8 protein-coding genes and 1 pseudogene are annotated in these 14,209 nt (G+C 67.8%); 5 read left to right on the top strand and 4 right to left on the bottom strand.

Annotation, left to right across the window (positions count from 1 at the left end):
- The 3 genes from QHF83_RS51305 to QHF83_RS51295 form a co-directional block, all read left to right on the top strand.
- The coding region (locus QHF83_RS51305; RefSeq protein WP_282425508.1) for a hypothetical protein at positions 1 to 1,394 on the top strand (1,394 nt) is incomplete at its 5' end.
- Between the two features lie 198 nt (positions 1,395 to 1,592).
- A complete protein-coding gene (locus QHF83_RS51300) occupies positions 1,593 to 2,231 on the top strand; it encodes a hypothetical protein (RefSeq protein ID WP_282425507.1) in 639 nt (212 codons plus the stop codon).
- Positions 2,228 to 2,794 carry a hypothetical protein gene (locus QHF83_RS51295; RefSeq protein WP_282425506.1) on the top strand — a complete coding sequence of 189 codons (567 nt, stop codon included), beginning with the start codon at positions 2,228 to 2,230 and terminating at the stop codon, positions 2,792 to 2,794. Before QHF83_RS51300 ends, QHF83_RS51295 begins: the two co-directional genes overlap by 4 nt.
- Before the next feature lie 55 nt (positions 2,795 to 2,849).
- On the opposite strand, the gene nhaA is transcribed toward QHF83_RS51295, so the two are convergent.
- Together nhaA and QHF83_RS51285 are read right to left on the bottom strand one after the other, a co-directional pair.
- Positions 2,850 to 4,271 (bottom strand): Na+/H+ antiporter NhaA, encoded by a 1,422-nt coding sequence (gene nhaA / locus QHF83_RS51290; RefSeq protein ID WP_282425505.1) that lies wholly within the window; start codon positions 4,269 to 4,271, stop codon positions 2,850 to 2,852.
- A 152-nt stretch (positions 4,272 to 4,423) separates the two neighbouring features.
- Positions 4,424 to 7,273, bottom strand: coding sequence for a PAS domain S-box protein (locus QHF83_RS51285; RefSeq protein ID WP_282425504.1), 2,850 nt, complete (start codon positions 7,271 to 7,273; stop codon positions 4,424 to 4,426).
- A gap of 152 nt (positions 7,274 to 7,425) precedes the next feature.
- Between QHF83_RS51285 and QHF83_RS51280 the strand changes: the two genes are divergently transcribed.
- Positions 7,426 to 9,519, top strand: a complete 2,094-nt coding sequence (locus tag QHF83_RS51280; protein ID WP_282425503.1) for an MASE1 domain-containing protein — start codon at positions 7,426 to 7,428, stop codon at positions 9,517 to 9,519.
- A 342-nt stretch (positions 9,520 to 9,861) separates the two neighbouring features.
- On the opposite strand, the gene QHF83_RS51275 is transcribed toward QHF83_RS51280, so the two are convergent.
- On the bottom strand, positions 9,862 to 10,635 hold the full coding sequence (locus QHF83_RS51275; protein WP_282425502.1) for a hypothetical protein: 774 nt from the start codon (positions 10,633 to 10,635) through the stop codon (positions 9,862 to 9,864).
- Between the two features lie 813 nt (positions 10,636 to 11,448).
- Here QHF83_RS51275 and QHF83_RS51270 point away from each other — a divergent pair.
- Positions 11,449 to 12,459 (top strand): PEGA domain-containing protein, encoded by a 1,011-nt coding sequence (locus QHF83_RS51270; RefSeq protein ID WP_282425501.1) that lies wholly within the window; start codon positions 11,449 to 11,451, stop codon positions 12,457 to 12,459.
- Positions 12,460 to 12,516: 57 nt separating this feature from the next.
- On the opposite strand, the pseudogene QHF83_RS51265 reads toward QHF83_RS51270, so the two are convergent.
- Positions 12,517 to 14,209 (bottom strand): annotated as a pseudogene (locus QHF83_RS51265) (hypothetical protein); the annotation flags it as partial.

Below are 14,209 nucleotides of genomic sequence, written 5' to 3'. Positions count from 1 at the left end.
GCAGCGGCGGCGCCGCCGGCAGCGGCGGCACCGGCGGCACCGGCGGCACCGGCGGCACCGGCGCCGGCGGCAATTGGTGCAACGAAGGCGTTCAGAGCCCAGGGGCCGTGCCCTTGCAGATAAGCCAGGCCATCGCGGTCGACCACGCGAACAACGTGGCCATCACCGGAACGTTTTCGGGCCTCCTCAACCTCGGCGACGTTTCGCCCGTCCAACCATACGGCTCGGGACCTGACATCTTCGTCGCGAAGCTCGACGCGGAAAGCAAGCCGCTCTGGATCAGGCAGCTCCACGTGAGGAACGGCGAAGGGCACGGGGTCGCGTTCGACCCGAATGGCAATGTCATCGTCGCCGGTGATGTCTCCGGCGGCGTCCTCTGCGACGGCCGGCCCCCCGGCTCCCCGGTCGACCACGACATCATCATCGCGAAGCTGGATCCGGACGGGAACGTTCTCTGGACGCGCGTCTTCCCTGCCCCGTCCGATCAAGGGGGCTTCGACGTGGTCACGAATAGCGGCGGGGATATCTTCGTGACGGGTTACATGACACCCGGCTCTCCACAAGGGAGCGACCTGACCTTCGACGAGATCGGCACGACGCTCCACGTCGAGGGCTCGATCAGCGCCTTCTTCATGAAATTGAACCCGAGCGGCAATGTCGTCTGGGCCCAAAGCTTCGGAAACACGCTGAGCGCGGCGCTCTCCGTCGACAGCGCCGACAACGTCGTCCTCACCGGCAGCTTCGAGGGCACGACCCATTTCGGCGGACCGCTGCTCACGTCGGAAGACGATCACGATACCTTCCTCGCGAAATTCGACGGCTCGGGCAACCATCTCTGGAGCCGGAGCTTCGGGAGTCCCGGCAGGGGAATCGCTTACGACGTCGCCGTGGACAGCGCCGACAACATCATCCTCTCGGCGGAGTTCTTCCTGCACGTGGATGCAGGAGGGGGTCCGATCGTCGGCGACGACAATGCAGACGCGTTCATTGCCAAATACGATCCTTCGGGCAATCACCTCTGGAGCCAAGGCATCATCGGCGTGACCGAGGACACGCTGATACGGAACGCGTTGGTCGACGTGGACAGCGCCGACAACATCATCGTCGCGGGGACGTATGGCGGGAGCATCGACCTCGGCGGCGGTCCGCTCGTATACGCCCCTCTGTACGACGTTTTCGTCGCGAAGTTCGATCCCTCCGGCGGCTGGCTCGCGAATCAGCGCTTCGGTACGCAGGCCGAGGAGGAGGCCTTGGCGGTTCGGATGGACCAAACCGGGCGTATCGTCCTCACAGGGAGCAACGCCGCCGTCCATTTCGGCGGAGCGCCGACGGTGCACAACGACATCGTCGTCCCCGGATTCACCAGCTTCTTCGTCACCTGGCTCGCGCCCTGAACTCGACGAGCACGGTTTTTCCATCGACCGTCCCCACCCCGTAATCGTAGAAATAGCGGCTCATTCGGCGGTCCGATACTGCCAGCGATTTCAGGGTTCTCCGACGAGCTTCTCCCGCTCGCCCGTCTGGACGTACCGCACGTCGAGGACAACGAACAGCCGTGACCGGACGTTTCGGTCCGGGGGAGGATACGCATCATGCGTTCTCTGTTCGTGGGGCTCGCCGTGTCATCCATCCTCGTTCTCGGCGGATCAAGCGCCTACGCCGATGTGCGTAACGTACCGGAGGAGTGCCAGCGCGGCATTGGAGCAAACGGGTTCGTCACCGGGAAAAGGGCGGAATATGCGATTGTCATGCGTCTCTGGGAGCGGGTCTTCGGGCGCGACTTCTACCGCGCCAACCAGTTCATCAGCAACGTCACCAGGACCGTGACCAGCGCGAAGCCTTCCGTCACCGTGGAAACCGACGCTTTCCTCGGCTGCCGCTTCGTCGGCATGGTCGACGGCGCGACCGAAGCGATCAGCAAGATCGCCGTGGAGCAAGTCAACTTCTGCGCAGACAAAGGCGTCGCCATGGGCCAGGGCCTGGCCGAGCTCAACTGCGCGCTGGCGGATGTCACCCAGAAAGCACAGGCGATGCCCCCAAGGGGAATGTGCTACGCGACCATCGAGGTCGACGTCGAATGCAGCGTCAACGTCGATCTCGGATGCATGACGAGCTTCGATCAGTACGTGCAGAACAACCGCTTCACCTGCAACAGGCTGGCGAGCAACCCCGTACTTGCCTCGGAGATCAAGCGCGACGGCTGCAACCTTTCTCGGGAGGCATCGCCGTGAACCTCGCTATCCCCATCCTCCTGCTCGCGACCGCCGCTCCGGCCTCGACGCGAGCGGCGCGCCCCGCCGCCTGCGCCAGCGACCTCGGTCGAAGCGGCTACGAGGCGGGGTATGACGCCCAATCGAGGGTGCTCGACAGGCTCTGGAGCGATCACCGCGAGTCCTGCGATGCGTTCAACGAGTTCAAGAACCAGGCGGTGATCGCACTCGGCCGCGATCCGCCAGCGGACGTCTTCCTGCGCTGCCGGCGGGCCGGCATGATCCAAGCCTTCAACGACGCGATCTCCCGGATCGCGTCGACGTGCGCGACCACATGCGCCCTGGAGCTCGAGCCCTACACCAGAATCGCGGCACGAATCTTCTGCAATGGGGCGAACGCGGACGCGTTCGCCCTGGCATTGCAAAGAGAGGGCGTCGCGACGCCCCCCTGCGCCGGCGACGACTGGACGACGTGCAAACAGAAGGTCAAGACCGAAGCCGAAGCCGCGTGTCCCGACAAGGTGGCGTCCCGCCCCGACGAGCTCGATCCCCTGGCAGCCGCGGCCTGTCAATCGCCGCAATGATACGGTCCGGCGCCCCAGCCAGGATCCCGCGGCGCCGGTATCGTCGACCGAGGCGTCACGCCACCGTCGAGCTCTCCGCCTCGTCGGCCGTCTGCGCGGAGCCCGCCGTCTTCACGGGCGCGAGCAGTAGCCGCCCGAGGACGAGGCCGATGATCGCCGCGCCGCCGCTCGCCGCGAGCACGCCGAGCTTCGCCGCGGCGAGCAGCGACGCGTCCGAAAACGCGAGCTGCGCGATGAACAGCGCCATCGTGAATCCCACGCCCGCGACGACCCCGAGCACCACGAGGTGCCTCCGCCGCATGCCCAATGGCAACGTCGCGAGCCGCAAGCGAAGCACCACCGAGCTCGCGAGCAGCACGCCGATCGGCTTGCCCACGAGGAGCCCCACGGCGACAGCGGCGAGGACACGCCATGACGCGGGATCGAGCGATCCGCCCGTCACGCGCACCCCTGCATTCGCCAGCGCGAACACGGGCATGATGCCGAAGGCCACCCACGGATGCAGGGTCGCGATCAGGCTCTCGGCGGGCGACATCGCTTCCCGGCGCGCGACGTCCACGTGCCGCAAGCTCCCCGCGAGCGCGTGGGACGAGAGCTCCTCCGGCGGGGTCTTCCCGAGATGCTCGAGCTCGCCGCGAACGCCGGCGATGAACCCATCGGGGCCGAGCCACGCGCGCACCGGGGTCATGAGCCCGACGAGCACGCCTGCGATCGTCGGATGAATGCCAGCGGCATGAATACCCGCCCACGCGACGACGGCCGGCGCGACATATGCGAGCTTCGCGCGCACGCCGAACCGCTGCATCAGGAGCACCCCGCCAAACCCTGCCGCGGCGACGAGCAGACCCGAGATCGAGATTCCCGACGAATAAAACAGCGCAATGACGACGATGGCCCCGAGATCGTCGATGACGGCGAGCGCGAGCAGGAGCACGCGCAGCGCCGCCGGGACGCGCTTTCCGAGCAGCGTGAGAATCCCGACCGCGAAGGCGATGTCCGTCGCCATCGGGACGCCCCAGCCCGATCGGGTCGCCGAGGCCCCGGCGAGGGCGAGGTAGAGCCCCGCCGGCGCGAGCATGCCGCCGAGCGCCGCCGCGGCGGGCAGCGCCGCGCGTCGCCATTCGGAGAGCTCGCCGTGGTGCATCTCGCGGCGGATCTCCATCCCCACGACGAAAAAGAAGATCACCATCAGGCCGTCGTTGACGAACCACTCCAGCGTCCGCTCGAACGTGAATCCGCCCAGGCGGATCCCGAGCGGGGTGTGCCACAGGTGGAAATAACTCTCGGCCCACCGCGAGTTTGCCCAGACGAGCGCGACCGCCGCCGCGACGAGCAGCAGGATGCCGCTCGCGGCCTCGATCCGCAGGAAACGTTCGAGCGGCCGGCCCGCGAGCCGCGTGAAGCGCAGGAGCGGCTCCCAGGCCTCGGGCGGCGACGAAGGCAGGGGGCTCGGCCCCGATGAGTTCTTGATCGACATGCATCATCCCTCGCCGGCGGAATCACCGGCTGGGATGGCGGCCCGACCATCCTCGATCCTGCAGCGCCCGTTGCTGCACCCTTGCGAACGCGCGGACAACATTACACGCCTTCGGGTCCCCGTCGAGGGGGGACCGCGCCCCCGGGCTCGTCTCACGCGGCCTCGCCCTCCGCGGCCGGCACCGTGAATCGAAACGTCGTCCCCGCTTCGTCGCTCTCGACCCAGATCCGGCCGCCGTGCGCCTCGACGATGCCCCGACAAACGTAAAGGCCGAGGCCCACCCCGAGGACGGGCCCCTTGTGCAGCCGCCGAAATCGCTGAAAGAGGCGCGGGATGTCCTCCGCGGGGATACGCTCCCCCTGGTTGTGCACCGAGATCCGGACCCCCTCCCCCGTTCTCTCGACCCAGACGCGGATCGGCGCCCCGGGCGCGCCGTATTTCACCGCATTCGAGAGCAGGTTTCCGAGCACCTGCTCGATACGCGTGGGATCCGCCAAGGCACGCGGGACGTCCCCCATGACCTCGATGACACCTCGGCCTCCGAGGGACGCGCGCTCGATGGCGCCACGCACGAGCGAAGGCAGATCCGTCGGCTCCGGCGCGAGCTCGAGCTGCTTCGCGTCGATGCGGGTCGTGTCGAGCAGATCGCCGATCAGCCGGTTGAGGCGCGCGGCGCTCTGGGAAATGTTCTCCGCGCGCCGCTTCTGGGTGGGCTCGTCGGTGCGGGCGAGCAGCGCCGCGTGGCTGGCGATGGCCGTGAGGGGCTGGCGTAATTCGTGGGCGACGATGGAGCTCCACTCGTCGCGTAGCTGCTCCAGCCGCTTGAGGCGCGTGATGTCCTCGTACGTCGCAATGGCGCCGAGCACGTGGCCATGCGCGTCGCGGATGGGGCCCGCGCTCTCGAGCACCGGCAGCCCCTGCTCGTACGGGCGGCACACGACGAGCTCGCGGCCGCGCGTCTCCTCGCCGCGTAGCGCGCGCGCCACGGCATGCTCCTCGGCGGCGAGGGTTTTTCCGGACGGATCGCAGAGGGGCGCGAGATACGAGGACGAGACCTCGTCCGGGCGCGGCGGTCGGCCCAGGATCTCCGCGGCCCTTCGGTTCGCCACGGTGCGCTCCCCCTTCGGCCCGACGGCCAGCACGATCCCCACCGGCGAGTGCTCGATCACGCTGAGCAGCCGGCTCCGATCCGCCTCCATTTGCGCGAGCAGCTGCTCGCGCTCCTGCTCGGCCCGCTTTCGCTCGGTGATGTCACGCGCGACGGCGATGAGCCCGATCGGGGCGCCGAGCTCGTCCCGGATGGTCGTGCCCTTGATCTCCACCCACGCGAGCTCACCATTTTTGCGGTAAAACCTCATGAGGAGCGACTCGGCGGTCGGGTCCCTCCGGAACCGAGCGTAGGTTTCTCGATCGTCCTCGTGTGCGATCTTCGCGCCGATATCGGGGTCGGCGTACCATTGCTCGACGGGATAACCGGTCAGGGCGTACACGGAAGGGCTCACGTATTCGAACCGGCGGTATGGCTTGAAGGAGACCTGATACACGACGTCCGACGCGTTCTCGGCGAGGAACCGGAATCGCGCCTCGCTCAGGCGCAGCGCTGCCTCGGTGCGCTTTCGGCGCGTGACGTCGCGCAGCGTGAGGAGGTGAAACCCCGGGACGAAATGCGCCCTCGCGCCGAGCTCGACGGGGATCATGCTGCCGTCGTGCAGGTGCAAGGTGATCTCGAGGTCGAGCTCGCCCTGCACCGAGAGGCGCTGCCAGGGCGCCTCGAGCATCGCCGCCGTGGTGGGCGTGACGAGGGAGGTCATCTGCCGCCCGACCAGCGCCTCGCGTGTCTCGTGGAAGAGCGCGCACGCCGCCGGGTTCGCGTCGACGAACTGCATGTGCTCGTCCAGGAGGACGATCGCCTCGCGGGCGCTGTGGAAGATCGCGTGGTGCTTGCGCTCGCTCTGCCGCAGCCGGTCCTCGATCCGCCGCTTTTCGGTGATGTCCTCGATCTGGGAGATGTAATGCAGCGGGATGCCGCGCGCGTCGCGGACCATCGAGGCGCTCAGCATCACGTCGACGACCTCGCCCGTCTTGCGAAGGTAGCGCTTGGCGAGCTGATAACGCTCGATGTCTCCGCGGATCAGACGGGCGGCTTGCTCCATGTCGACCTCGACGTCCTCGGGATGCGTGATGTCCTGGAAACGCAGGCGTTCGAGCTCCTCGCGCGCGAACCCGACGATGTCGCAGAGCACGCGGTTGACGCGCAGGAAGCGGCCGTCGAGGCCCACCACGGCCATTCCGATGGGCGCGTCGTCGATCGTGCGGTTCAAGCGCTCCTCCGCGTTGCGGAGCACCTCCTGGGCGCGCGCGAGATCGTCGATGTGCTCGAGCAATCGCTCCTGCGCGCGGGCCCCGTCGAGGGCCCACGCGAAGACGGCGGCGAGCGCCGCGAGGACCGATTGCGCTTCGTCGTGATCCACGAGCGCGTGCCCGATGCCACACGTGACCACGCCGAGGACCTGCCCCGCAGCGAGGAGCGGCGCCGCGATCACGAAGGCCACCTCGCCATACGACACGATCGCGCGGGCATCGACGAACGCGTCGATCTCCGGCGCCGCGGCCTCGACCGAGCGACAGCTCCGCGTGGCGACCGCTTCGAGCGCGAGGGCCGGGCCGTGCACGGGATCGAGCACCGAGAGCCCGGAGAGGCCGTCGCTCGGCCCCCCACGGTGATCGATGAGCCGAAGCGAGCGCCCGTCTGCGGGTCGGTACAGGAAGGAGCTCCGCGTGTCGAGGTGGCGCTCGAGCTGCAAAAAGAGCGTATCGATCACGAATCCCGCCGTGCAGGCCCCGGCCGCGAGCGCGGCCACGGATTCGCCGACGGCGACCGCGACCCGTCCCCCCGGCCGTTCGGCTCCCTGTCCAGGCTTCGCGGCGCCGAGCGCGAGTGGCTTCCCTCGGTCCGGACCGGATGCCGATGCCTCGGGCTCTCGCTTCGCGGCCAGGCTCATGCGGCAGCCCCTCCGACGTAGGGGCGTATATAAGACCCGCGAGGGGCATGGGCCACTCACCCCCCCGCGAAGGGATCGACGCAGGGCGCCGAGGGCACATTTCATGCGTGGTTCTCCCCGGGGTCCGGCGCGTGTGTGCACGGGGAGTATCGATGCGAGTGCCACGGACGGGGAGCCGGTCACGACCCATCGCGATCCTCTTGCTCGCCGCCATTTACGCGGCCGGCGCCTCGGTCGGTCAGCTCCTCGCCATTCCCCCGGGGAACGTGACGGCTTATTTTCCCGCGTCGGGCATCGCGCTCGCGGGCATTCTGCTCGGAGGGCGAAAGCTCTGGCCGGGCGTCTGGCTGGGCTCGTTCCTGGTGAATACCTGGGCCATCTTCGACACGACGAGCTTCGCCCGGACCGCCACGACGACGCTCGTGGGGGCCACGATCGGCATGGGCGCCACGATCGAAGCGCTCGCCGCGGCGCGCGTGTTTCCGCCGTGGGACCGCGACGCCGGGCTGCCGCTCGCCCGGGTCCTCGACGTCGCGCGTTTCACGGCGCTGAGCGGGCTCGGTTGCTCGATCACGAGCGCCACGATGGGCACCACGAGCCTGTTCGCCGGCTCGTTGATCACGACGACCGATTACGCCGAGACCTGGCTCACGTGGTGGCTCGGCGACGCCGTGGGCATTCTGGTGATCACGCCGCTCGTGCTCGCGTGCGTCCAGCCTCGATGGTGGTCCTTCCAGGGGCGCGGCGCCGAAATCGCGCTCCACCAGGTCGCGCTGTTCGCCTTCCAGATGTACCTCGTCGCAGGGACGCTCGCGGATCGCGGCGCGCATTGCCCGCTCGGGCATTTCATCACGCCCTTCCTCGTCTGGGCCGGCGTGCGTCTCGGTCCGCTCGGCGCCGCCCTCGCCGTCTTCAACGTGTCGGTGTTCGCGACCCTGGGAACGGAGCACGGCGCGCCCCCTTTCGTGCGGGGGACACGCAATGAGTCGCTCCTGTTCGTGCAGGCGTTCGTCGGCGACATGGCGCTCACGACGCAGGTGCTCGCGGCCGTGATCACCGAGCGTCGCCGCGCCGAATGGGCCCTCTCCCGTTCCCGCGACGAGCTCGATCGCCGCGTCGCGGAGAGGACGGCGGCCCTGACGGAGTCCGAGGAACGTTATCGTGTGCTGGTCGAGGTGTCTCCGGACGCGACCCTCCTCGAGAAGCTCGACACGGACGGGGTGCTCCGCATCGTGTACGCGAACGCAGCGGCGGCGCCCCTGTTCGGGGTGACGAGCGCCGCGGAGCTCATCGGCAGATCCGTCTTCGATTTCGTCCTCGCGGAGCGCGAGGACATCGCGCATCGAGGGGTCATGAGCGCGCTGGAGCACGGCAACCTGGGCCCCGTCGATGGCTGGGTCGCGCGCGCGGATGGCACCGCGGTCGAAGTGGAGATCATGCTGGCCCGCGTGCCCCGAGGTGGAAAACGCGCGCTGCTCGCCATTTATCGGGACATCACGCGGCGAAAGCAGATCGAGGAGGAGCGCGCGGCGCTTTATCGCGAGGCCGAGGAGTCGATCCGCGCTCGTGACGAGTTTCTCTCCATTGCTTCACACGAGCTGAAGACGCCGCTCACCGCGCTCTCGCTCAAGCTCCAGGCGCTTGCCCGGAGCCTGCCGGCGGACCCGGAGGTCGCCGCGAAGATCGCGCCCGCCCTCGACGTGGCCCTGCGTCAGACGAAGCGGCTCAATACGCTCGTCGACGAGCTGCTCGACGTCTCGCGCATCACGCAGGGTCGGATGGAGCTCTGCCTCGACGACGAGATCGATCTTTTCGCCGTGGTCGAGGACGTCGTCCAGCGAATGCAGGACACGGCCGCGCGCGCCGGCTGCGAGCTCCGGCTGGGCGGCGACGCGACCATCGTGGGGTGCTGGGATCGCTCGCGGGTCGAGCAGGTCCTCATCAACCTCCTGTCGAATGCCATCAAGTATGGCGCGAAGGCGCCGATCGACGTGCGCGTCCGCGACGAGGGCGCCTCCGTGAGCTTTTCGGTGACGGACCGGGGCATCGGCATCCCCGCCGAGGATCAAGCGCGGATCTTCGATCGATTCGAGCGCGCAGTGTCGGTACGCCATTTCGGCGGCTTCGGTCTCGGCCTGTGGATCGCGCGCCGCATCGTCGAGGCGCTCGGCGGCACGATCCTCGTGGAGAGCGCCCCCGGCGAAGGCGCGACCTTCACGGTCACGCTGCCGCGCGCGCGAGCGTGAGCGAGCGGGGCCGTCGCGCCGGGGCGCTGCCCCGGACCCCGCGGGGGCTATCCGCCCCTCGACCCGGACCAGCGCAAGCGCTGGACCTTAGGGGGAAGAACTGCGCGATGCGCAGTTCTTCCCACAGGCCGGTGGCAAGACCAGGGACGGCGTTGCCGGTCACGGCGGTCTTGGTTGGCAGGGTCGTAGCTGGTCTTGAATCGGCATGTTCGATGAACTGCGCATCGCGCAGTTCATCGACCCCGGGTCCAGCGCTTGCGCTGGTCCGGGTCCAGGGGCGGATAGCCCCTGGTGGGGCCTGGGGCAACGCCCCAGCGCGACGCCCCAAGAACAGACGCGTGCTCAGCCTGCCGCTGGCGTCTCCTGCTTGCCATTCTCCTTCCGCGTCGCGCGTGCGGCTGATTCTGCGCGTAGCTTCGCCATGGCATCGAGCAGCGGGGCGAGCAGCTTCTTCCCTTCCTGAATCCGCGCCGCATCGGATCGCTTCGCCCGGCTCCCTACGTAGCGCCGCAGCCGCACCATCAGCTCCACCCATTCCGTCTCGGCGTCGCGGCCCGCGTCGACGTGCGCACGCTTGTCCGTGCGCGCTTTCTCGACCTCGGCGAGCAGGGCATCACTCTTGTTGATGGCCGTCTCCCACCGCTCCAGCCAGACGGCCGGCAGATCGATCGCTGCCAGCGTGGCGGCGTGTTCGGGTGCGCGGAGTACGAGCAGGGCGTCGCGGCAAATTCGATTCTCGTCCGCGATCGGATCGTCGATGTGCGCGAGGCCATCGGGAAAGGCGGCTGCGTATACGGCGGCTGCGGCGAGGGCGTTCGTGCTCACGCGGCGGCGCGACTCGACGCCGATGTAGTTTTCGATATGGCGATACCAGGTATCGACCTCGTCGTCGGCGGCTTCGAGCCGCGCGAGCCTTGCGGCGCGCTCTGCGTGGGCGAGCACGTTCCCCGTGACGTGCGCGTCGAGGGCGTCGGCGATGTCCGTGCATTCGCTGATGTAGATGTCCAGCGCGGGCTCGGGGGGGCCTTTGACGGCGCGCTCCTCGAGGTTGTCCTTGATCTTCTTGGTGATGTCGCGCTTTTGTGCGCGCGGGATCCGGTTCAAGCTGACGCCCATGGCTCCTCGTGTTCCTCCCCCAAGTCAGCCGGCGAACGTAGCAGAGGTTTCCTTCCGAAGGAAGGAAACGCACGGATCCGACGCGAGCGAGGGGGAAACGTTTCGCACTGCGTCATAAACTCGCTACATGAGAGGGGGGAACGTTCCCCCCTGCGTCAGAGACTCGCTACATGAGACCGGGGAACGTTCCTCCCTGCGTCAGAGACTCGCTACATGAGACCGGGGAACGTTCCTCCCTGCGTCAGAGACTCGCTACATGAGACCGGGGAACGTTCCTTCCTGCGTCAGAGACTCGCTACATGAGACCGGGGAACGTTCCCCCCTGCCTCAGAGACTCGCTACATGAGACCGGGGAACGTTCCTCCCTGCCTCAGAGACTCGCTACATGAGACCGGGGAACGTTCCTCCCTGCCTCAGAGACTCGCTACATGAGACCGGGGAACGTTCCTGGCTGCGTGATAGCCAAGCTACGAGGACGCAGGGAACGTGGCGAGCGCCGTCCTAGCCGGGCGAGGTGCGCGACGGGAAGATTCCCCGGTGGCTCGTAGCCCGGCGTGAGGCCTTCAGGGCCTGCGGGATGTCGATGCAGGACTCGAAGGCGCAGGCATTTCGCTCATCGCGCAGGGTGCGTTGCTCGAAGCCGCAGGACGTGCAGGTCGAGCTCGCCTTTCGGGCAGCGCGCCTGCGGGGGGAGTTTGCCTGAAGACCGTTGGTCCTGGACGAACCTCGGGTTTGCCCGCGAACGTCCAGGGTTCGTCCGCGGACGAGGGTTCGTCTTGACCGACCGATGATCCAGGGGGTAGGCTCGCGCGCATGAAGTATCTATCCCTCGCAAGCACGGTCCTCTTCGCGGTTTCTGTCGTCTCGTCTTCAGCGCTGGCGGCTCCGACACCGGACGCTTCCCCTGTCGAGCCCATGAAGATCCCGTACGCGTCTTACACCTCGCATCGAGCGGTCCTTGCGTTTTCCCAGCGGCAAAGGGAAATCCTGATCGAAGCACAAGCCCTCGAAAAGGCAGGCAAGATCCAGGAGGCCCTCGACCGGTACAAGGATGCCTTCGACATCCTGCCCTACTCCGACGCCACGCTGGAGCTCGCGTTCGCGCAGGCGCGGGCGGGCCTGTTTCTCGCAGCGGCGAGGAACATCCAGGATGTCATGACCACGTTCGCCGGCTTGGATAGCTACAAGCTGTACTCCCTCGCCGAGGTCCGAGAAGTCTTTGCGTATGTCAAAAAGTATATTGGAACGATCAATATCAGGCTCAACATCCCCGGGGCTCGTGTCACGGTGGACGGCGAGGTGGTGAAAGACTGGCCGTACCACGAGGAGATCTATGTCGAGGCCGGCAAGCATAGCGTCAAGGCGATCGCCGACGGATACTATACGAATCAGACGGACATCGAAATCGAGGCGGGAGAGCGAAAGGCGGTGCAGATCGCGATGCAGCAGCGGATCCAAGGTCACTACCTCGCCTTCCCCGCAACCCCGATAAAAACTTCGATCCACGCAGACATATCGAGAGCGACGAACAACGATCAGCCCACGTGGCCCAAGGGCCTCATGATCGCCAGCGGGGTCGGGATGTGGCTTGGCGTGGCCGCCCTCGCGGTTGGCCTCGTCCAGGTGAACAACGCGGAGTCGAAATCGGCCGCCGCGACATGGACCGGGGTTGCCACGGTGGGCGGTATCCTTGGAGGGCTCTCCCTCACAGGACTCATCATCGGTCTCGTCAACCGTCCCGAGCCGCCTCCTCCGAATGTCATCATCACGCCCCAGTTCGCCAAGGGCGCGGGCGGCGTGCAGGTCACCGGCACCTTGGAGTAGCCGTCGCTGCGGGCTCGGAGGCGGAAGCGAAAACGAACCCGGAAGCGGCGCGCCGGCTCAGGGCGTGAACATGCCCGTGTACGTCCGCCCCGCCGCCACCGTCGCCGACGCGTACTTGTAGGGGGATTCGGGCGGCGGGTAGCCACTCGATGCGCTCACGGACAGGTAGTAATATCGCCCGCTCTGGAGCACGCCCTCCGGAATGCGGAAGGACGTCTCCGTCGTCGAGGCGGAGAGCACCGTGTAGTTTTGCCGCAGCACATTGCCGTTGGCGTTGCGCACGTCGTCGAGCTGGATGACCGACACGTTGTAGAAACTCGGGGAGCCGAACGCGGGGGCCTCGAACGTGACCACAGGCGCGCTTCCCACCCCCGTGGTCGCGCCGTCGACGGGGATGGTCTTGTCGTCGAGCTTCACGTTGCGCGGCAGCCCGAGGGGCGGCGTGATCGGCTTCCCGCTCAGGTCCACCGAGGGCCCGGACAAGGAGAGGCGGCCGTCCACGCGCTCCAGGGTCATCTCCACCGGGTGCGTCGGGCGCATCCGGAACTGCACGTAAAAGCTGAATCTCTCCGTGCCGTGGGCCCCGTAGGGATTGCCGTAGGCGAAGGAGCGCTGGTAGTCGCCGGGGTAGACGAGCTTCGTCTCGGCATTGCACGCGCCCGCGCACGCCGGATCGCACATGCCCGTGTCGTCCGGGAAGCACGCCGGATCGACGGGCGCCTGCACGCCGGTCGCAAGGAACGAGAGCAACGTCGGCGGGTTGCCGTACATGGGATTGGGCGCGCCGGGCTCCTGGAGGACGTTCGCGAACATCGAGGCCGCCGTGGCCCCCCCCGGGCCGTTCGTCTCGATCTCGGAGGTGAACAGCGAGCCCTTGAAGTCGAGCTCGAAGCTCTTCAGGGCGAGGGGCACGAACGTGCCGCTGATCGAAGCCGGCTGCCCGTTCGTCATCGTCACGGAGCTGGTCGAGAACGACGCCTCCGCGGCCTTGTACGTGAAGCTGCCCCACGGACCGCTCGGGTCCACGGGATCGGTGACCTGATGGTCCACGAGGTGCGTGGCGTGCAGCACGTCGCCCTTCGTCCCGTCGACCAGGTGGACGGGTCCGCCATCACGCGCGGCGGGGTAGCTCGTTTCGAGCCACGAGAACACGAGTCCGTTGATCGACGTCGCCCCGTGCTGCGGCAGGCCGGGCATCCCCTCGGAGGGCGAGAGCTCCGCCAAGGCGTCGGCGTTGAACGAATAAAACTCGATGGTGTCCTGGCGCTCCTGCACCGGGTTGCCTTCCTCGCCGTTGGAGTATTGCTGCCAGGGCGCGAGCCCGTCCGCGTCAAGCGTCACGTCGACCGGCTGCGTGGCGGAGGCGACGTCCGGGCGCCCCGCGAAGATGCGGCCGAGATCCACGGTGCGCGCTTCCTGGATGCGATAGAGCGCGCGTGCCGGCGGCGTGTTCACCGCGTTCGCAGGCGGCGAGGAGGTGAGCACCACCCAGTACGGGCCCTCGGGCACGCCGGGGATCTCGAATCGGCTGCCGTCCATCGACAGCGAGCCGGGGAAGGTCGTCACCGTGCCGTCGTCGGCGACGACCTGCGCCTCGATCGAGGCGTACACCGCGATATCGCGATTCTTCGTGACCTCACCGGTCTCGGTCACGTACCTGTCGGTGAGCTCCAGGATGACGCCGGCGAACGGCGCGCTGCCGCCCGCGCCGCCGCTGCCGCCGCTGCCGCCCGCGCCGCCGCTGCCGCCC

This window comes from Polyangium sp. 15x6 (genome assembly GCF_029960785.1).
Lineage (GTDB): Bacteria > Myxococcota_A > Polyangia > Polyangiales > Polyangiaceae > Polyangium.
The sequence above is the reverse complement of the archived record's forward strand: the minus strand, read 5'-3'. Positions and strand labels throughout refer to the sequence as shown.